The sequence below is a fragment of the Pseudonocardia sp. Ae505_Ps2 genome (assembly GCF_001932425.1).
Taxonomy (GTDB): Bacteria; Actinomycetota; Actinomycetes; order Mycobacteriales; family Pseudonocardiaceae; genus Pseudonocardia.
This window is the reverse complement of the sequence record NZ_MCIP01000001.1, coordinates 1,370,235-1,389,340: the sequence shown is the minus strand read 5'-3', so window position 1 is coordinate 1,389,340 and position 19,106 is coordinate 1,370,235. Positions and strand designations below refer to the sequence as shown.

The following is a 19,106-nucleotide window of genomic DNA, read 5'->3' as shown; positions in this document are numbered from 1 at the left end:
GTGACCGGGCCGGGGTCGGGGGCGTCCCGGCCCGGTCACCGGGCGGTGCGGTGGGTCAGCCGACGGCGAGGTCGATGCCGTTGTGCGACGCGATGTCGGTGTGGCTGTGGTCGTCGATCGACGTGTGGGTCTCGGTGCTGGCGTCGAGGTTCCCGGAGTCGTGGATCTCGGTGTTCTCGTGGGTCTCGGTCCAGGTCTTGTTGAACGAGTCGGTCGCGTCGTGCGAGCCGGTCGCGTTGCCGCCGATGGAGACCGCGCCGCCCTTGTCGGCGGAGATGTCGCCGGTCTTGGTGGCCGAGCCGGAACCGAAGGCGGAGGTGTTGCCGTCGCCCTTGACCACGTTGTTGCCGTCGCCCACGACGTTGCCGTTGCCGGTCGTGATGGTGGAGCCGTCGATGTCACCGCCGGCGGCCACCGCGCCGTCACCGGAGGCGGTGGTCGACCGGATGTCGATGTCCTGGTCGAAGTCGCCGCCGTGGGTGTTGATGTGCTGGTTCACGGAGTTGTCGACGATGGTGTCGCGGTCGTCGATGTTCTCGGTGTGCCAGACGTCCTTGACGTGCACGTTCTCGTGGGAGGCGGCGGCCTTGTGGCCGTGGTCGCCCTTGCCCTCGCTCCAGCCGCCCTTGTCGCCGCCCCAGTTGAAGCCGGTGTCGTAGTGGCGGTCGAAGGACACGGTGTCGTTGTCCTGCGCGATGACCAGCGCGTCGCGGACGTCCTCCGGGGACAGGTCGGCGAGGCCGTAGTGCTGCAGGACCGCGTTCGGGTTGTCGTTGAACCAGTCGCGGACCTGGATGCTCTCGGAGCCGCTGCCGAGCAGGAGCTTGATGAAGTCGATCAGCGAGATGTCGTGTGCAGCCATGTCGGCCTCCGGAGTCGCTCGGGGGGGGGGTGACCGGTCCGTCGGCGACGACCGGTGTTGACGACGAAAGCTAGGGGTGCCGGGCCGCCCGGCCATCGGGGATCGCTCCGGGTCCGTCGGGGGGCCGTTAGGGGATCGGTCCCCCACTTCGTTCCGCTGCGCGGCACCGGCTAACGCCGGAGCGGCCCCCGCCGATGGGTCGGGGAGAGGACCACGCCGGCGTGCCGGTTCGACGAGGGGGGAGCAGTGGTGTCGTACCTGCTCGGGATCGGTCTGGGGGCCACCTCGGTGACCGCGGCCGTGCTGCGCACGGGTGGTGCCGCGGAGTCCGTCCGGCTGGGCGGCCGCGACGGGAGCGACGTGCTCCCCGCGGTGCTCGTCGCGACGCCCGGGGGCGACCTGCTCTGTGGTGAGCCCGCCCGTCGCCGGGCCCCGGCCGAGCCGGACCGTGTCGCACGCGGCTTCCTCGACCGGGTCGGGGACCCGACACCGCTGTCGCTGGGCGGCTTCGCCTACGCGGCCGAGGACCTGTGCGCCCGGCTGGTGCGCGTCCTGGTCGACGAGGTGTCCACCCGGCACGGTGGCCCGCCGTCCCGGATCGGCGTCACCTGCCCGGTGGGCTGGGGCCGGCACAAGCGGGACCTGCTGGCCGCCGCCCTGCGCCGCCGCGGGCTGACCGTCTCGCTGGTGACCGCGCCGCAGGCCGTCGCGCTCGCCCACCGCACCGTCGTGCCGGCCGGGGGGCCGCTCGCCGTCGTCGACCTGGGGGGCAACGGGACCACCGCGACCGTGCTGGCCGCGGCCGCACCCGGGGTGCTGCCCGACGCCGTCGGCCGCACGCTGACCTGCCGGACCGGTGGCGCCGACGTCGACGACGCGGTGTTCGCCTTCGTCCAGTCCTCCTCCCCGGCCACGGCCGCCGCGTTCGACGCGCTCGACCCCGACGACCCGCGGACCGTGGCCGCTCTGACCTCCCTGCGCGACGAGTGCCGCGCCGCCAAGCAGCTGCTGTCCCGGGACACGGTCGCGACCGTCCCGGTGGAGCTGCCCGGCCTGCGAACCGCGGTCCGCATCCACCGCTCCGACCTCGACGAGCTCACCCGCCCGCTGCTCGAGCCGGTCACCGACCTGGTGCAGGACGTCGTGGCCGCCGCCCCGGACGCCGAGGTGCTGCTCGCCGGCGGCGCCGCACGGATGCCGGTCGTGGTGCAGGCGGTCTCGGCGGCACTGGGCCGCCCGGTCGCCGTCGTCGCGGACCCGGTGGCCGACGCCGCCCGGGGCGCCGCGCTGGCCGTCGCGCCGGGCGCCGGGACCTCTTGGCCCGGTGTGCGGATGGTGCCGCTGGCCGGTGTCCCCACTCCCCGCGAGCCCGTCGACCCGGCCGGGCGCAGCCCCTGGGACCGGCCCGGGCCGGACACCGTCGATCGCGCCGGCAGCACCGACCGCACCGACCGGACCACCCCGGCGTGGCCGACCCGCGGTGAGCGGGAGCGGACCGCACGGACCGAGGCGCCCGCCGCGGACCGCACGGCCGTCGCCCTGCTCGACCCGGAGCCGCCGACCGGCCCGCTGACCGCGGTCCCCCGCACCCGTACGGCCCAGCCCCCCGCCCCCGCACGGCCGTCGGTCCTCGGGGCCGGACGGGTGACCGCCCCGGCCATCGCCCGCCCGGAGCGTCCCGCGCCGGACACCCTGGTCACCCGGGACGCCCCCGCCGGCGCGGCCCGCCGCGGCGTGGTCACCCGGCAGCGCCTGATGGTCGGTGCCGGTGGCCTCGCCGGTGCCGCCGCCATCGCGGGTGCGCTGCTGTTCTGGCCCACGACGAGCCCGGGGATCGGTGAGCTGAGCGCGGCCCCCGTGCTGAGCTCACCGGCCGTCGCACCGGCTCCGGTCGCTCCGGGGGCCGCCCCGGCGCCCGGCGCCGCGTCCGGCCCGGTCGCGGGCGCCCCCGTGGGTGGGACGCGCGCCGGCGCCTCGGGTGGCGCGGCCACCGGGGGCGTCGCGGCCCGCCCCGCCGCGGGTGCCGCTGCGCCGGCCGCGCCCGGCGCCCCGGCTCCGGCCGCGCCTGCCCCGGCTGCTCCGGCTCCGGCCGTGCCGTCCGCCCCAGTGGTGTCGCCCCCGCCGGCCACGTCGCCGCCGGCGACCAGCACGAGCCCGAACACGCCGGCGGAGGGCACGTCCGATCCGGCCACCCCGCCGGTCACCACCCCGCCCGCCACCGCCCCGACCACCCCGGCCCCGGGCCCGACCACGACGGCTCCCGCGCCGTCGTCGAGCGTCGCTCCGGCAGCCGCGTGATCATCCTGGGGGACAAGGAAATCGATCACCGATCACGCTGTGCGCTGCGACGACAGCGCGGAGTGACCCCCACCCCGTCCCGCCCGGACCCCGGGGCGGGATGATTCGGACCGCCGGGCCGGCGTGGACACGGGAGCCCCCACGCCGGCTCGGCCCCATGCGGGAATGCGATACGGCCGCGCCCGAAGGTGTGAGCGCGACCGCGTCGCGCCGCCCGTCTCCACCCCCTCCGACGTGGTAAAACCGTGGTCGTCACGGTTCGGGGGCACGGGTGAGAGGGGCGCGTGGTGACGCGGTTGGCGGGGGCGGTCATCGGCATGGCAGCGGGTGCGTTGGTGCTCGCCTATGTCGTGGTGGGCTGGCCGATCCTGGTGGTCGGCGGGCCGCTGCTGGTGGGGGTGGCCCTGATGGTCGGCGTCCTGGTCCTCACCGAGCGCCCGCGGGCCGTGCTGGCGCAGCGCCGGGCCGTCCAGGCAGGCACGTCTCCCTGGCAGGCCGCCGCCGACACGCGTGACGAGCAGCCCGGCCGCGGGCTGATGAGCGGCTTCTTCGAGATGCCCGCGGCGCTGCCCGAGCAGCGGCCCGCCCCGTCGGACGCCCGCCCGGCCGGCACCCGGTAGCAGTACGTCACAATCGGCCGGTGCCGATCTTCCCGCGTGCCGCCCGTGACCTGACCCGGGCCCGCCCGTGCTGATCGGGATGTTCTTCGCGGTGCTCGCGATGCTCTGCAGCACCGTCGCCGCCATCCTCCAGGCCGACGCGGCCAACCAGGGCGGGCGCACCAGCGCGGTCCTGGCCCGGCCCCGGTTCGTCGGCGGGATCGGGATGGACCTCGTGACCTGGCTCTGCATGGTCGTGGCGCTGCAGTACATCCCCATCTTCGCGGTGCAGGCCACGCTCGCCGGGGCCATCGCGATGACGGCCCTGTACGCCCGCTACTTCCGCGGCGAGTGGCTGCGGCCGGTGCACCGGCTGGCGATCGGCGCCAGCATCCTCGGGCTCGCGTTCGTCGCCGGCAGCGCGGGGACCGAGCGCAAGCAGGCACTGACCGGCCACGGCACGACCGTGGCCGTCCTGATCGCGGCGCTCGTGGTGTTCATGGGGGCGACGCTGGCGGTCACCAACTCGACCAAGCCGTGGCCGTCGGCGGTGCTCGCCGGGCTCGGGCTGGGCGGCGGCTCGGTCTGCATCCGCGCGATGCACGTGTCCGAGGGGGTCGACCTGGCCGGTCTGCTGCGCGAGCCGCTGGTCTACATCCTGGTCGGCATGGCGCTGACCGGCCTGTACAACTACGCCCGCGCGCTGCAGCTCGGCGACGTCTCCACGGTGACCGCGCTCTACATGGTCACCCAGGTCGTCGTGCCCGGTCTGGTCGGCATCACGCTGCTCGACGACACCGTCCGCCCCGGTCTGTGGTGGCTGCTGCTGCTCGGGCTGGCGCTCGTCGTCTACGGCACCTCGATCCTGGCGCGACGCCGTCCGGAGAAGCGGACTCCTCCGCGGGTGGCCTAGTTTCGGCTCATGCCCTCCTTCGAGCGCCCCGGCGTGACACTGCACTACGAGGAGCACGGCACGGGCTTCCCGGTCCTGCTGCTCGCCCCGGGCGGCATGAACTCGACGATCGCGGCCTGGGACAACGCTCCCTGGAACCCGGTCACCCACCTCGCCCAGCGGTACCGCGTCATCGCGATGGACCAGCGCAACGCCGGGTCCTCGGTCGCCGACATCCACGGCGACGACGGCTGGGACACCTACACCGCCGACCAGCTGGCCCTGCTGGACCACCTCGGCGTCTCCGAGTGCGCGGTGCTCGGCATGTGCATCGGCGGCGCCTACATCGCGAACCTGCTGGTCACCGAGCCGCAGCGGATCCGGGCCGCGGTCGCGCTGCAGCCCATCGGCCGTGCCGACAACCAGCACCTGTTCGAGAAGAGCTTCGAGAGCTGGCGCGCCGGGATCGAGGCCGACCACCCCGGGGTCCCCGACGACGACTGGGCCGCGTTCCGCACGAACATGTGGGGCGGCGGCGGGATGCTGTACTCCGTTCCCGACGAGGCGCTCGCCCACGTCACGACGCCGTGGCTGGTGCTCATGGGGACCGACGCCTTCCACCCGGAGCCGGTGTCGCGCCGGCTCGCCGAGCTCGCACCGGGCGCGGAGCTGGTGGAGCAGTGGAAGGTCGAGCCGCACGTCGCCGACGGCCGCGCCGCCGTCGACCGGTTCCTCGCCACCCACCTGGTCTGATTCCTCCACGACGGCGGGCACCCACTGCCCCGCCGTCGGTGGTGCGCCGGCACGACGGTTGAGTCAGGATCGTCGTCGTGCGTTACGTGGTGATCGGGGCAGGGGCGGTCGGCGGGACGATCGCGGCGCGGCTGCACGCGGCGGGGCGGGAGGTCGTCGCCGTCGCCCGGGGCGCGCACCTCGACGCGATCCGCGAGCACGGGCTGCGCCTGGACACCCCGGACGGGTCGACCACCCATCCGGTGGAGGCCGTGAGCACGGTCGCCGAGGCCCGCCCCACCCCCGACGACGTCGCGATCCTCGCCGTCAAGTCGCAGGACACCCCGCCGCCGCTGGCCGCGCTGCTCAAGGCGGCCCCCGGGATCACCGTGGCGTGCGCGCAGAACGGCGTCGCCAACGAGCGCCTCGCCGCGCGTCGCACCGACCGGGTGCAGGCGATGCTGGTGATCCTGCCCGCCGAGCACTACGAACCGGGTGTCGTCGTCGCGTCGTCGTCGCCAGTCCCGGGTGTGCTCGACGTCGGCCGGTTCCCCTCCGGGGTCGACGCCACCACCGAAGCGATCGTCGCCGACCTCACCGCGGCCGGGTTCTCCTCCCGCGCCGACCCGGACGTGATGGCCGCGAAGTACGGCAAGCTGCTCACGAACCTGGCCAACGCGGTCGACGCGATCTGCGGGCTCGACGACCCGGACGCCCCCCGCCTCGTCGAGGCCGCGACCGCGGAGGGCCACGCCGTGCTCGCCGCGGCCGGGATCACCGCCAGGACCGGCGACGACGACCGCGTCCGCCGGGAGGGCATCATCACCGAGCGGCCGGTCGCGGGTGCGACGCGGCGGGGCTCGTCGTCGTGGCAGAGCCTCCGGCGCGGTTCCGGTTCCATCGAGGCCCGGTACCTCAACGGCGAGATCGTGGCCCTGGGCGCGGCGCACCGGATCGCGACCCCGGTCAACACCGAGCTGATGCGGGTGGCCGAGGAGATGGCCGCGGCCGGGGAGCAGCCGGCCTCGCGGTCCGGGGCCGATCTGCTGTGACGGCCTATCCGCTCGACGTGGCGCGGCCCGCGTTCCTCGACACGCTCGACGGGCTGTCCGCGCTGCTCGACCACGTCGACGACACCGACCTGCACGCTCGCAGCCGCTGTCACGGCTGGCTCGCCGCCGACGTCCTCGCGCACCTGCACCTGGGCCTGGTCGAGATGCTCGCCGGGTTCCCCGCCCGCACCGACCGTCCCGCCGACGCCGACCTCGCGACCTACTGGACCGCACCGCCGCCCGGGTCCGAGCAGCCGGGCTGGGCGCACGAGCGCTTCGCCCGCGCCGTCGCCGCGGCCTACGCCCGCCCGACCGGTCAGGTCGCCCACGTCGCGACGACCGTGCGCGGGCTGCGCCGGCTCGTCGCCGACCTCGAGCGGCCCTACCGGCTGGAGTTCCAGGGGGTCGTCCTCGACGTCGGCGACTTCGTCGCGACCTGGGTGGTGGAGGTCGTGGTGCACCACCTCGACATGACCGTCGTGCTGCCGGACGCGCCCACGCCGCCGGCGTCCGGGCTCGCGGTGGTGCGGGAGACGGTGCTGCGCCTGGCCGGGGACGCCGCCGTCGCGGGGTGGGAGGACGACCCGGCGCTCGCGCTGGCCGCCACCGGGCGGGAGCCGGGCATGACGCCCGTCCTGGGCTAGCAGGTGATGCCGGTCGTCCCCACGCCCGTGACCGGGAATTCTCTCGGCCCCGCGCCCGTCCGCGCCTACCGTCGACCCATGACGTCCGACGCGCACGGAACCGAGATCCGCACCCTCGCCGAGCTGCAGCAGATCACCGGGCAGCCGATCGCACCCGCCCTGGCGAAGGAACGCGACCACCTCGTGGACGTGCACCGCGCCTGGCTGGCGGCGTCCCGGTTCCTGCTGCTGGCGACGTCGGGCCGGGACGGCACCTGCGACGTCTCGCCGAAGGGCGACCCGGCCGGGTTCGTGCACGTCGTCGACGACCGCACGGTCGCGATCCCCGAGCGTCCCGGCAACGGTCGTGTCGACGGCTGGCGCAACGTCCTGGAGAACCCGCACGTCGGCGTCATCCTGCTGGTGCCGGGGCGCAACGACACGTTGCGCATCAACGGCCGGGCCCGCCTCGTCCGCGACGCGCCCTACTTCGACGAGCTCGCCGTGAAGGGCCGACGGCCGCTGCTCGCCTGCGAGGTCGCGATCGAGCAGATCTACTTCCACTGCCCCAAGGCGTTCCTGCGCTCCGAGCTGTGGGCGACGGAGAGCTGGCCCGCGCCGGACGCGCTGCCCTCCACCGCGCAGCTCGCCAAGCGGCTTGCCCGCCCCGACGAGCCGCTGGAGAAGATCGAGGAGTACTACGGCGCCGGCTACGCGGCCCGACTCTACTGAGGGTCGCGCAGGTTACATCGAAACCCCAGGTCAACCCCTGCACAATGGGGAGACGTGACACCCCCCGTCCCGCCGCTGCGGCGGTCCCTGCGCGCCCTGCTGTTTGCCGTTCTCACTGCGCTCGCGATCCCGGTCGCGCTCGCGGCGGGTGCCGCGCTGCCACTGGCCGCGGTGGTCGCGGGGATCGTGCTGGCGGTGGTGGTCGCAGGGGTGGCCCGCACCCTGTCCTGGGTGGCCGGGGAGCCGATCGGCGAGCGGGCCACGGTGCTGGCCGTGGCCAGCGGCCTCGGCGCCGGGATCGCGGCGATCACCCTGGGTGTGGTCGCGGTGTTCGCGGGTCCCGCGGTGCTCGTGCTCGTCCCGCTGCTCACCGGGGCCGGGATGGTGACCTGGTGGGTCGCCCGCCGCGACGTGCCGCCCGCGCTCTGACCCCGTCGTCCCCGTCCAGGGGGAGCGGAGGGAGGGCACCGAAAGGTGCAGATGCGGCAGTATCACGGTGGTGTCCACAGCCCACGCCGCCGCCACCGTCATGGACGCGCCGGCATCGGCAGCATTCGAGCTGTTGCGCGACCCGGCGATGCATCGGCACTTCGACGGGTCGGCGATGGTCGGAGAGCCGACCACCGCCGAGATCCTGTCCGGCGTCGGTCAGGTCTTCACAATGAACATGACCTACATCGACGGCGACACCGTTGAGCACTATCTGTCCGACAACATCCTGACGATGTTCGACCTGAATCGAACCATCGCGTGGACCACGGCCGTTCACGGTGGCTCGCCGCTCGGCTGGACGTGGCGATACGACCTCGCGCCGACCGGTGATGGGACGCAGGTGCGTCTGACCTACGACTGGTCCGACGCACCCGCTGCCACCATCCGCAGGTTCGGTGTTCCCCTCGTCGGCCCCGATCGGCTCGCTGAATCGCTCCGCTTGTTGGCGGCGCTCTGTGCCTCGGCGCAGTGATCTGGTATTGCTATAGGCAGCAGACTCGGACGTCCAGCGAACGCGGGGGCCGTGATTTGAACGATCAGCTGGACTTGTTCACCCCGGAAGATCGGGAGCCACCTTCTAAGCCAGCTGGCGACCGTCCTGTAAAGATGCGGGTTCTGGTCACTGAGGTGTTCTCAGTAGCGGGGTGGCAGGTCGTGGCGACACGCCGAGGGTGGTGAGATGAGCGGGAACGGGGCAGGACCCCGGTAGATCGGTTCGGTCCAGCACAGATCGACACCGTCACCGAGGTCCTGCATGTCTGATCCTGTCACCTACACCGCTGTCCTCCCGATCGGGGAGCGCACCGTGGCCTATCTGGCGCGGCTCCTGGTCCTTCAACGCCGTCGACGTGGCACCCGGCGGCGGGCGTTGACCCCGTTCGCCCAGGCAGTGCTGGTGATCCGCTGGTTCTGTGATGCTACCCGGGTCCGATGTTCGGCCGGTGACAACGCGATCAGCACTGCAACGGCCTGCCGTTACCTGCACGAAGGCATCGACGTCCTCGCCGCGGCCGCACCCGGCCTGCACGGAGCCCTGCTCGCCGCCCGCACAGCCGGGCACACCCACGTGAATCTCGACGGCACCCTGATCGCCACCGACCGGTGCCGCGCGCTCGGCCTCACCCCCGGGGTCGACCTGTGGTGGTCGGGCAAGCACCGCCGCCACGGCGGGAACATCCAGGTCCTCACCGCACCTGATGGATGGCCGCTATGGACCAGCGACGTGCGGCCGGGCCGCGAGCACGACACCCGCTGCGCCCGTACCCACCCCGGGCTGCTCGAGGGCCTGGCCGCGTTCACCGACGACACCCACGCCGCGCTGGGCGATCTGGGCTACGAAGGCGAAGCCGACCGGCTCACCGTGCCCATCAAACTCGCCCCCGGCCGCGGGCAGACGGTCAACCAGCGCACCGTCAACACCCTGCACTCAGCCCTTCGTGCTCTGGCCGAACGCGGAAACGCCCTGCTCAAGACCACCTTCGCCGCGTTGCGGCGAGTCACGCTATGTCCCTGGCGCACCGGCGCGATCACCGCAGCTGCGCTCGTACTACTCCACACCGAGTACGACCGCACGACATGATCAACCCGCTACTGAGAACACCTCACTGTTAAAGCCGCGCCGAATCCCTCTGAGAAGTATGGGGAGACGGTCTGTGTTGCGGGCCTGCGCATCGATCCGGATGCAACTGGCTGGGTTCGATTGTATCCAATCAACTTTCGGGACCTGGAATCTGATAGCGCTTTTCGGAAGTACAGTGTCGTGAGACTTGAAGCGCTCCCGGCAAGGCAGGACTCCAGGCGAGAAAGCTGGCGTCCGCTGATGGATTCTCTAAAGATCGAGGCAGACATCTCTCCTGTTGATGGCTGGCGGAAACGTGCTTCCTGGCTTGCTCCTCATGTCGAGAACTCTATGTGCCGAATCGTTGCCGGCACGCGAGAGTCACATTCAGCGCAGTCCCTTGCACTGGTGCGCCCACGTGAAGTAAAAGGGCTTGATATCGAGCCGCATCCTGGCTGGAGTGACGCCGAGAGAAGGAAGCTAGAAGCATATTCGAACCAGCCTGACCTTTTCGATCAGGAGCGAACCAATCGGAGTCCTCTGGAAGCTCCGAGATTTCGGGCCTACTATCGCTACACGTGCGGCGAATTGACGTGTCGAGGACACAGGCAAGGTCTTCTCGACTGGGAGTTAGTTGCACTGCAGAGGAATCTTCGCGGTTTCAGCGATGTGCAAGCAATCGAGCAGATTCAAGCGAAGTTCTTAGGGCAGATGTGTGCAGCGAGGAAGGATTCGGCCTTCTATGTTGGAAATCAGGCGAAGTGGGCGCAAACATTTAGCGTCCTGGGTGTATTTTATCCGGATCGACGAGATTGAGTCTCGATAATCTCCTGAATGGTGACTTGTCTATGGCATCGCTCCTGATTCGCCTCGAAGCACATAAGCGCTACGGTTCCCTTTGTCATGATGTCTATGACCAGAGACAAGGCTTCGATTGAGTGGCGTTCGCCAAGTATCTCTCTGTACGTGCTTCTTGCTTGCTCCAACTCCTGCCAGTCTCCGGAGAATCCAGCGCGATTGTCTCGCGGATTTCCTAGCGCTGGGAGGTGCATGTAATCGATTCCAGCTAGGCTCAGATTCGAACTAAGGGCCCGCTTGCTGAAGCCAACTTTACGTGAAATCGCATTCAGGCGCACATCAACGACGGCTCGCATTTCTTGTGCGTTTAGCTCGTCGATAAACTGCTCCAGGGATCGGCCCTCGTAGCCGGCCCCTACTAGACCGCCTGAAATCGTAAGCACGGCTAGATTGTGTCACATCGCGAGAGAATGCGCCATACGGGGGTGGCGTCGCTTATTAGTTGAGTGTCTCTAATTAGTCGATGCTTCCCCGATGCGCGCTAGCCGTTGACGGCCATCGGCCACTTCCCTGTGTCGGATCCGTCAAGCAGGCGGTGCCGGCAAAAGCGCCGTAGTCTCTGGCCGCATCTGGGCAAGGATGGGAAACGTTTCCGACGCAACTGGCGCGCCCTCGCTCCCTTCCATGCGAGCTGCAAAGAAGTACTGAGACATGGGGCCGGATGCTGGATGCTGAAATCCTCGTGCGCCAGCTAGCCGATCAGGCTAGACACGAGCATGCCAAGTGGGTTAGCAATAGTTTGAGTGTCTGGGTCGCTGAGGGCAATATTGTACTGGAGGCTGCAAGTGGGCTCGTCTGAGTTGATGGCAAGAAGTCGTTTTCGCACATCCCGTAGGTCTGCTGGCATGAGGTCAGGATCATCGTAAGTCATGCACAGGGCACCCGACCTGCCAGGTTTGCGACACAGAAGCTCAGCGTGTCGATCGTTTGGGCTGTGGAGTTGACTAGTTCTGAAAGCTTCGTAGTGATCTGCGTCAGCGGATTGCTGCTTTGGTCTGTACAGAAGCGCAAGGCGATGCGCCGGAGCAAATTTAGCCAGCGGGTTTAGTGGGCGGAGCTGGTGGTCAGGTCGGCGTACCGGGGATGCACTTCCACGACCTCCGGCGCGTCGGGACCGTCTGTGCGGCTCAGACCCGTTCAGTGCGCGGGACTTCATGGAGCGAACGGGCCATGACGACATGCGGGCCGCGTTGATCTGCCAGCGCGCCACCAGCGAGGCTGATCGTCTCATCGCGGACCGGCTGTCGTCGTTACTCGACGAGCATCGACCGTCGGGCGACGAGGACGGGCCGACCGGCGCCCTCGTTCCCACCGGCTAGTTGCTGTGCTGTTGCTGGCGGGTCCGGCGACGGCGACCGAAACACGGACGGGCAGGTCCGGCTATGTGCCCCTGACCTGCCCGTTCGTGTGTGGAGCGGATGACGGGAATCGAACCCGCGTATTCAGCTTGGGAAGCTGATGTTCTACCATTGAACTACATCCGCATGTCGCGAGATCACCCTAGCACCACGATCCGCAGACCTGTCATGGACCTCCCCGCCCCGGCCACCGCACGAACCGACCACCGGGCGCGCACGTCTCGACCGGGCCACCCGCTCCGCGCACACTCGGCACCGTCGGTCACGCCTCGGCCGGAAGGTGACTGCGATGACGGTGTTCGACCCGATGTCGGTCGATGCGTCCGGGTTCCCCCCGGACCACGAGCACGACGTCCTGCTCATCGCCGGTAGCCGTCCCGAGGTCGCACGGCTCGCCCCGGTCGCCGGGGCCGTCGCGGCGGCGGACCGCATCCGGGGGATCACCGTCGCCACCGGGCCGGACCCGATGGCCGTCCACGAGGCGTTCGAGGCGCTCGGTGTCCCCACCGACATCACGATCCTGCTGCCGCTGGACACCGGGCCCGGCATGGCCGACGTCGCCGCGGCGCTGTTCACCCGGCTCGACCAGCTGCTCGTCGACCAGGACCCGTCCGCGGTGCTGGTGCACGGCGGCGGGCTGGCCGCCGAGGTCGCGGCGACGGTCGCGTTCTGGCGGCGGATCCCGATCGTGCACATGCAGGCCGGGATGGGCACCGACGACCTGCTGTGCCCGTTCCCGCAGGAGGCGCACCGGCGGGTCATCGGCCAGCTCGCGTCGCTGTTCCTCACCACCAGCGGTTCCGCGCTGGGCAGCCCCCTCGGCCCGAACGTGCTGACCATCGGCGACACGATCAACTCGCTGCCCGGTCCGCAGCACCAGGGCTGTGTCGACGCGCTGGAGCGGGTGCACGACGAGCGCCGCAGGCTGATCGTCGTCGACCTGGCGCGGGCCTCGTCGTCGCCGGTGCTGCGCGGCGTCGCGGACCTGCTGGAGCGCTACCCGCGGATCGAGATCGTGCTCTTCGGTGCGCTCGCCGCCGGGGAGACGGCCCGATCGCTCGGCACTCACCCCCGGGTGACGGCCGTGCCCGAGCCCCCGCTGCCCGACCAGCTGGCCGTGCTCGCCGCAGCGACCGTCCTGGTCAGCGACGATCACGAGCTCGTCGTCGACGCGCCCGGCCTCGGCACCCTGGCGGTGCTGGTCGACGGGCCGAACGTGCCGCAGCCCGGCGACTCGATCCGCAGCATCGCCGCCCACGACACGGCCGCCGCCGTCGCGCAGGTGCTCGACGGTGACCACGGGCGTCGCGCCGCTGCGTCGGACGGTTTCGAGGCCGCCCGGGCCGAGCAGGCCATCGCCTGGATGTTCGGGCTGACCCGCTCGCCGCAGCTGCCCGACGACCTCGTGGGCGGCGGCCGGCACGGTTCCGGCGAGGTGGAGTCGGACTCCGAGGAGTCCTCCGAAGCGTGACCGTCGGTCCTGGATAGGCTGTCGGCGTGCTGCTCTCCGACCGCGACCTGCGCAAGGACATCGAGTCCGGCCGGCTCGTGCTCGACCCGTGGGACGTCGAGATGCTCCAGCCGTCCAGCGTCGACGTCCGGCTGGACCGGTTCTTCCGCGTCTTCCAGAACTCGCGCTACACCCACATCGACCCCGCCCAGCAGCAGGACGAGCTGACGACCCCGGTGGAGACGCCGGACGGCGAGTCGTTCGTGCTGCACCCCGGCGAGTTCGTGCTGGGGTCGACGTTCGAGCGGGTCGGTCTGCCCGATGACCTGGCCGGTCGGCTGGAGGGCAAGAGCTCGCTCGGGCGCTTGGGTCTGCTGACCCACTCCACCGCCGGGTTCATCGACCCGGGCTTCACCGGGCACATCACGCTGGAGCTGTCCAACGTCGCGAACCTGCCGATCACCCTGTGGCCGGGGATGAAGATCGGGCAGCTGTGCCTGTTCCGGCTGTCCAGCCCGGCCGAACGGCCCTACGGCACCGAGGGTGTCGGGTCGCGCTACCAGGGGCAGCGGGGGCCGACCCCGTCGCGCGCGTTCCGCAGCTTCCACCGCACCGACACCCGGCGGAGCTGAGCTCACCCGTCGACGACGGCCGCCACGAGCCCGGGGAACCGCGCGTCGAGATCGACGCGCCGCAGCCGGGTCCGCAGCACCCTGCCGTCGCGCCGCTGCTCGATCACGCCCGACTCCCGCAGCGTCCGCCAGTGATGGCTCGCGCTGCTCTTGGTCATGTCGGGGAGGATCTCCTGGCAGGTGAGCGTCTCGTCCTCGCCGAGGGCGGCCAGGGTGCGGACGACCCGCATCCGCACCGGATGGTCGAGTGCCGCGATCACGGTCTCGATGCTCAGCTCATCGCGGCTCGGATCGTCCTGCATGCCCCGATGGTACGACTGCGTTCGAACTGATGTGGCGGCGGTCATCTGGAAGACGGCCGGGTTCGAGGGCTACGGTTCGAATCAAATCGAACAGTTGGAGGAGCCATGGACGTCCGTCACCACATCGCCACCGAGTTCCACTCCGCCCTCACCACCGGGGACAAGGACCGGCTGCGAGCGGTTCTCGACCCGGCCGTCACCTGGACCCTGCCCGGGAACAACGCGGTCTCCGGCCGGGTCGACGGTGCTGAGGCGGTACTCGACCGTGCGGCGCTGATCGCCTCCTACGGGGTGGACTTCGCGCTCGAGCACGTCCTGGTGAGCGCCGACAACGTCGCGCTCGGTCTGCACAACACGGCCCGCCGCGGGGACCGGGTGCTCGACGAGCACCTCGCCACCGTCTGCCGGATCGGGGACGGCCGGATCGTCGAGATCGAGACCTTCCTGTCCGACGAGCCGGGCATGAACGCGTTCTTCGGCGCTTGAGCGGGCTCCCGCCTCGCTACGCTGGGAGGTGATGGACGCCGACCGCAGCTCCCCGGACCCGTGGGCCACCGGCCGTCGCCGCAGCGGACGACCCGACCGCGGTGTCCGCCCCGCCGCCCGCCGGCCGGACGCCCCCGATCCGCCAGCCTGCGCCGCCGCGGACCGTCCCGCCGGGCCGGGCGACGCTGCGGACCGTCCCACCGGACAGGGCTATGCCGCGGACCGCGGCACGGTGCACCCGCCGGTGCCCGGGACCGAGCTCGTCGTGCCGACCCCGGAGCAGCCCCGGACGCCGCCGGAGGCCGACCCGCGTGCCCTCACCCTCCCGGACGGGCCCGCGACGGGAGGCTCCGGACCCGGGCCGGGTGCCGACGACCCACCCGGGTCGGGGCCCGACGACCCCTGGGCCCCGTGGCGGAAGCTGCGACCCCGCAGCCTCCGCGGTGCCACCGCGCTGGGCCTGGCCGGCGCAGCGCTGCTGCTCCTGCCCTTCCTCGACGACCCGGACCGCTGGTGGGTCCCGGTCGGACTCGGCTTCGGCACCCTGGTCCTGCTCGCCCTGCTGCGGCTGGACCGGCTGCTGCAGGGCTGGGCACCGCACGTCGCCGGGGTCGTGCTCGTCGCGGCCCTGGTCAACGGGACACGCGAGAACCCGTGGGCGTGGGGGCTGGCCCTGTCGGTCGGGGTGATCGTCGCCGGGGCGCTGCTGCTGCCCCGCTGGAAGGTGCTCGCCCTGGGCGTGGTCCTGCTGGTCGTGTCCGGGGTCGGCTACTCGTTCCGCTCCGCGGAGATCCGCCAGGACCAGGCCCGGATCGACGCCCAGGCCGGCACCCAGTTCCGCACCGATCTCGGCGTCGCCCGTCCACAGCTCGCGCTCGTCTCGCTGGACACCGGTGTCGCCTCGCCGAACCCGGCCCGGGTCTGCCGGCTCGTGCAGCCCGCGGCGCTGGACCAGGTGCGGGCCGCCACCGGGGCGCCCACCTGCGAGGACGCCGTCGCCGTGCTGCACGGCCGGGTGCCGGCGGGAGCCGGGGTCACCGAGCCGGACCGCCGCCCCGACCCGGTGGTGGCGGTCGGCGCCACCACCACCGTCGACGCCTGCCGCTCGGCCTGGGGCGCCGCCGCGCCCCAGCTGGGCCGGGTCGTGCTCACCCGGACCACGCCGTCGACGTTCCAGGTCAGCTCCTTCGCACCCTGCTGACCCCCGCACACACGACGACGGCCGGGCCCCCGTGCGGGGTGCCCGGCCGTCGTCGGTGGTGGGTCAGTTCTCGTTCGAGCGTTGCTGCTCGGCCTGCTCCGGCGACGAGCCGTTGGTCGAGCCGTTGCCGTTCCCGTTGCCCGACGACGCCGGGGTGCCGGTGCTCGACGCCCCGTCCGAGCCGGCCGGGGTGGCCGGGTCCTGCGCCGCGGCCTCCTCGGCGACCTCCGCCTCCGGGGTGGCGACGGCGGGGGTCTCCGTCGTCGGCGCGTCCTCGGCGGTGGTCTCGGGGGTGGTCTCGGCGGTGGTCCCGGCCGCGACGGGCTCCGGCTCCGGAGCCGGGTCGCCCCGCTTGACCGCGGCGAGCAGCATCTGCGAGACGTCCTGGACCTGCACGGCCTCACCGGCGGTCTGGTTCACGCCGTCGGTCATCATCGTGCGGCAGAACGGGCAGCCGACCGCCAGCGTCCCGGACGGCTCCGAGCCGCCACCGGCCTTCGTGAGGGTCTCGGCGGCCTCCTCGGCGCGGGTGAAGTTGATGCGCTTGCCGATGCGCTCCTCCATCCACATCCGGGCGCCACCGGCACCGCAGCACATCGACCGGTCACCGTGGCGCGGCATCTCCGACAGGGTCGCTCCGGCCGCGCTGACCAGGGCACGCGGGTCCTCGTAGACCTCGTTGTGCCGGCCCAGGTAGCAGGGGTCGTGGTAGGTCACCGGGGCGGCGTCGGCGGCGGGGGCCGAGACGGGGACCAGCTTCTTCTCCCGCACCAGCTTGTTGAGCAGCTGCGTGTGGTGCACGACCTCGTAGTGCCCGTCGAGCTGGGGGTACTCCCGGCCCAGGGTGTTGAGGCAGTGCGGGCAGGTCGTCACGATCTTGCGGGTCCCGGTCTCACGGCCCTCGAAGACCGTGTTGAGGACCTCGACGTTCTGCTGCGCGAGCATCTGGAACACGAACTCGTTGCCCGAGCGGCGCGCCGGGTCACCGGTGCAGGTCTCGCCCGATCCGAGGACGGCGAAGTTCACCCCGGCCCGGTGCAGCAGCTCCGCGGTGGCGCGGACGGTCTTCTTCTGGCCGTCGTCGAACGCGCCGGCGCAGCCGACCCAGAACAGGTACTCGGTGTCGGCGTCGAGCTCGCCCTCCACGACGGGGACCTCGAAGTCCAGGCCCTTCGTCCACTCCAGGCGGTCCTTGGCGTTCTGGCCCCAGGGGTTGCCCTTGTTCTCCAGGTTCTTGAAAAGAGAGTTGAGCTCGGTGGGGAACTCGGTCTCGATCAGGACCTGGTAGCGGCGCATGTCGATGATGTGGTCGACGTGCTCGATGTCGACCGGGCACTGCTCGACGCAGGCGCCGCAGGTGGTGCAGGACCAGAGGATGTCGGGGTCGATGACGCCGTTCACGTCCTCGCCGCCGATCAGCGGGCGGCCCGCGGCCTCCAGCGCGTCGACCGGAATGGCCGCCAGGCGCTCCTCGGCGCCCTCGCCGGTGATGCCGACCTCGTCGCCGGCCATGTCACGGCTGCCGCCGGCGAGCAGGTAGGGGGCCTTCTCGTACGCGTGGTCGCGCAGGGCGTTGACCAGGAGCTTCGGCGACAGCGGCTTCTCGGTGTTCCAGGCCGGGCACTGGGACTGGCAGCGGCCGCACTCGGTGCAGGTGGTGAAGTCGAGCAGGCCCTTCCAGGTGAAGTCCTCGACCTTGCCGACGCCGAACGTGTCGGTGTCGGGGTCGGCCTCCTCCAGGTCCAGCGCCTTGCCCTGGCTCATCATCGGCCGGGTCGCGCCGAGGGCCTTGTAGCCGTCGTCGTTGCGCTTGAAGTAGATGTTCGGGAACGCGGTGAACCGGTGCCAGGCCACACCCATGGTGGGCTTGGCCGCGATCACGATCAGCCAGATCATCGCCGACAGGACCTTCACCGCGGCGAACACGCTGACCAGCGCGGTGGAGGCGGGCAGGATCGTCGACAGGGCGTAGGACACCGGAGCCGACCACACCGGCACGTCGAAGGCGTTCAGCGAGATCTTCGCGGCCCGCACCACCAGGATGCCCAGGCCCTCGAGGAACACGACGCCCTCGACGAAGTACGCCCGGCCCATGTTCGACCCGTAGAACCGCGACATCCGGCCCTGCGAGCGCGGGTTGTTCAGCTGCCGGATGACGATCAGCGCGGCGATGCCCACGACCGTGGCGACGCCGAGGAACTCGACGTAGATCGAGTACACCGACCACACGCCGATCAGCGGCAGGTGGAAGGTCGGGTTCCAGACCTCCACGAACGCCTCGACCAACGCCAGGATCAGGCCCAGGAAGCCCACCATGACCAGCCAGTGCAGGATGCCGATCTTGGTCCACTTGAGCATCCTGGTGTGGCCCAGGGTCTCCTTGAGCATGGTCACGAGCCGCGGCCCGAACGGGCCGTTGCGCGTCGGGTCGGACTGACCGAGCCGGATGATCCGGACCATCCGGGTCACGGTCATGGACACGAGCGCGACGGCGACCACTGCCGACAGCACCGTGATGATGCCGAGCGTGTACTGCACCCAGGTCATCTGGAGGAACCTCCCTGTAGAACACCCAGCGGTCCCTGCCGGAGCGTGGTGCTGCCGTGACGGATCGGGACGGGAAACGGTGAACCGGTCCTGGGGCGTGCGGAGGCGGGGGTGCGGTCGTGCGCGCACGGCGTACCGTGCCGCCGGGACCGGACGGGCCTCGTCATCGCAGTGCCTCCTCGGACCTCGTCGTCGCACTGGTGTGGTGGGGTGCGACGACGGTCGGGCGAAGGGTAGTGCGCCCGGCCGTGGGTCGCCCGACCCCGTCACGGTCGGGCCATACTTGTTACCGAACAGTAGACAAAGCCGACCATGACATCTCGGGCCGGGGGCGGGGTGCCGGGGAGATACGAGTCACGCCCGATCGACACTGCTCCGACCGTGTCGACCCGATCGCGCAGCGTGGCGCACGCGTGGGCCGGGTGGCTCAGC

Annotated in this window: 17 protein-coding genes and 1 tRNA gene; 14 read left to right on the top strand and 4 right to left on the bottom strand. The window is 71.3% G+C overall.

The genetic code is table 11. The features are described 5' to 3' along the window. Positions 1-55 precede the first annotated feature (55 nt). Positions 56-862, bottom strand: a complete 807-nt coding sequence (locus Ae505Ps2_RS06540) for a hypothetical protein (protein WP_075309387.1) — start codon at positions 860-862, stop codon at positions 56-58. A gap of 249 nt (positions 863-1,111) precedes the next feature. Here Ae505Ps2_RS06540 and Ae505Ps2_RS06535 point away from each other — a divergent pair, with 249 nt between their 5' ends. The 10 genes from Ae505Ps2_RS06535 (at position 1,112) to Ae505Ps2_RS06490 (ending at position 9,861) form a co-directional block, all read left to right on the top strand. After that, entirely contained in the window at positions 1,112-3,160 is a 2,049-nt protein-coding gene (locus Ae505Ps2_RS06535; protein ID WP_139320140.1) for an Hsp70 family protein, read from the top strand. 287 nt (positions 3,161-3,447) lie between these two features. Beyond that, the gene (locus Ae505Ps2_RS06530; protein WP_139319220.1) at positions 3,448-3,780 is read left to right on the top strand and encodes a hypothetical protein; all 333 of its coding nucleotides are present in this window, start codon (positions 3,448-3,450) and stop codon (positions 3,778-3,780) included. 67 nt (positions 3,781-3,847) lie between these two features. After that, on the top strand, positions 3,848-4,672 hold the full coding sequence (locus Ae505Ps2_RS06525; protein WP_020623642.1) for a DMT family transporter: 825 nt from the start codon (positions 3,848-3,850) through the stop codon (positions 4,670-4,672). 9 nt (positions 4,673-4,681) lie between these two features. Next, positions 4,682-5,404 (top strand): alpha/beta hydrolase, encoded by a 723-nt coding sequence (locus Ae505Ps2_RS06520; protein ID WP_075309391.1) that lies wholly within the window; start codon positions 4,682-4,684, stop codon positions 5,402-5,404. A gap of 77 nt (positions 5,405-5,481) precedes the next feature. Next, positions 5,482-6,435, top strand: coding sequence for a 2-dehydropantoate 2-reductase (locus Ae505Ps2_RS06515; RefSeq protein WP_075309393.1), 954 nt, complete (start codon positions 5,482-5,484; stop codon positions 6,433-6,435). Next, positions 6,432-7,079: a maleylpyruvate isomerase N-terminal domain-containing protein gene (locus Ae505Ps2_RS06510; RefSeq protein ID WP_075553485.1), complete on the top strand. Its 648-nt coding sequence runs from the start codon at positions 6,432-6,434 to the stop codon at positions 7,077-7,079. Before Ae505Ps2_RS06515 ends, Ae505Ps2_RS06510 begins: the two co-directional genes overlap by 4 nt. 78 nt (positions 7,080-7,157) lie before the next feature. Then, a complete protein-coding gene (locus tag Ae505Ps2_RS06505) occupies positions 7,158-7,790 on the top strand; it encodes a pyridoxamine 5'-phosphate oxidase family protein (RefSeq protein WP_075309397.1) in 633 nt (210 codons plus the stop codon). Positions 7,791-7,844: 54 nt separating this feature from the next. After that, a complete protein-coding gene (locus Ae505Ps2_RS06500; protein ID WP_075334013.1) occupies positions 7,845-8,219 on the top strand; it encodes a hypothetical protein in 375 nt (124 codons plus the stop codon). Positions 8,220-8,289: 70 nt separating this feature from the next. Beyond that, positions 8,290-8,754: an SRPBCC domain-containing protein gene (locus Ae505Ps2_RS06495; RefSeq protein WP_083748384.1), complete on the top strand. Its 465-nt coding sequence runs from the start codon at positions 8,290-8,292 to the stop codon at positions 8,752-8,754. Between the two features lie 282 nt (positions 8,755-9,036). Continuing rightward, positions 9,037-9,861, top strand: a complete 825-nt coding sequence (locus tag Ae505Ps2_RS06490) for a transposase family protein (RefSeq protein ID WP_075553479.1) — start codon at positions 9,037-9,039, stop codon at positions 9,859-9,861. 2,247 nt (positions 9,862-12,108) lie between these two features. Here the strand turns inward: Ae505Ps2_RS06490 and Ae505Ps2_RS06480 are convergent. Beyond that, positions 12,109-12,182, bottom strand: a tRNA-Gly gene (locus Ae505Ps2_RS06480). A 163-nt stretch (positions 12,183-12,345) separates the two neighbouring features. Between Ae505Ps2_RS06480 and Ae505Ps2_RS06475 the strand changes: the two genes are divergently transcribed. Both Ae505Ps2_RS06475 and dcd read left to right on the top strand, forming a co-directional pair. Next, positions 12,346-13,527, top strand: coding sequence for a UDP-N-acetylglucosamine 2-epimerase (locus Ae505Ps2_RS06475; RefSeq protein WP_075309407.1), 1,182 nt, complete (start codon positions 12,346-12,348; stop codon positions 13,525-13,527). Positions 13,528-13,553: 26 nt separating this feature from the next. Further along, positions 13,554-14,138 carry a dCTP deaminase gene (dcd, locus tag Ae505Ps2_RS06470; protein ID WP_075309409.1) on the top strand — a complete coding sequence of 195 codons (585 nt, stop codon included), beginning with the start codon at positions 13,554-13,556 and terminating at the stop codon, positions 14,136-14,138. A 2-nt stretch (positions 14,139-14,140) separates the two neighbouring features. On the opposite strand, the gene Ae505Ps2_RS06465 is transcribed toward dcd, so the two are convergent. After that, positions 14,141-14,440 carry a helix-turn-helix domain-containing protein gene (locus Ae505Ps2_RS06465; protein WP_020621989.1) on the bottom strand — a complete coding sequence of 100 codons (300 nt, stop codon included), beginning with the start codon at positions 14,438-14,440 and terminating at the stop codon, positions 14,141-14,143. A 105-nt stretch (positions 14,441-14,545) separates the two neighbouring features. Here Ae505Ps2_RS06465 and Ae505Ps2_RS06460 point away from each other — a divergent pair, with 105 nt between their 5' ends. Further along, the gene (locus tag Ae505Ps2_RS06460; RefSeq protein ID WP_020621990.1) at positions 14,546-14,926 is read left to right on the top strand and encodes a nuclear transport factor 2 family protein; all 381 of its coding nucleotides are present in this window, start codon (positions 14,546-14,548) and stop codon (positions 14,924-14,926) included. A gap of 31 nt (positions 14,927-14,957) precedes the next feature. Continuing rightward, the gene (locus tag Ae505Ps2_RS06455; RefSeq protein ID WP_075553484.1) at positions 14,958-16,127 is read left to right on the top strand and encodes a hypothetical protein; all 1,170 of its coding nucleotides are present in this window, start codon (positions 14,958-14,960) and stop codon (positions 16,125-16,127) included. A gap of 63 nt (positions 16,128-16,190) precedes the next feature. Here Ae505Ps2_RS06455 and Ae505Ps2_RS06450 read toward each other — a convergent pair whose 3' ends face one another. Beyond that, positions 16,191-18,674, bottom strand: a complete 2,484-nt coding sequence (locus Ae505Ps2_RS06450; RefSeq protein ID WP_075309413.1) for a (Fe-S)-binding protein — start codon at positions 18,672-18,674, stop codon at positions 16,191-16,193. Positions 18,675-19,106: the final 432 nt, after the last annotated feature.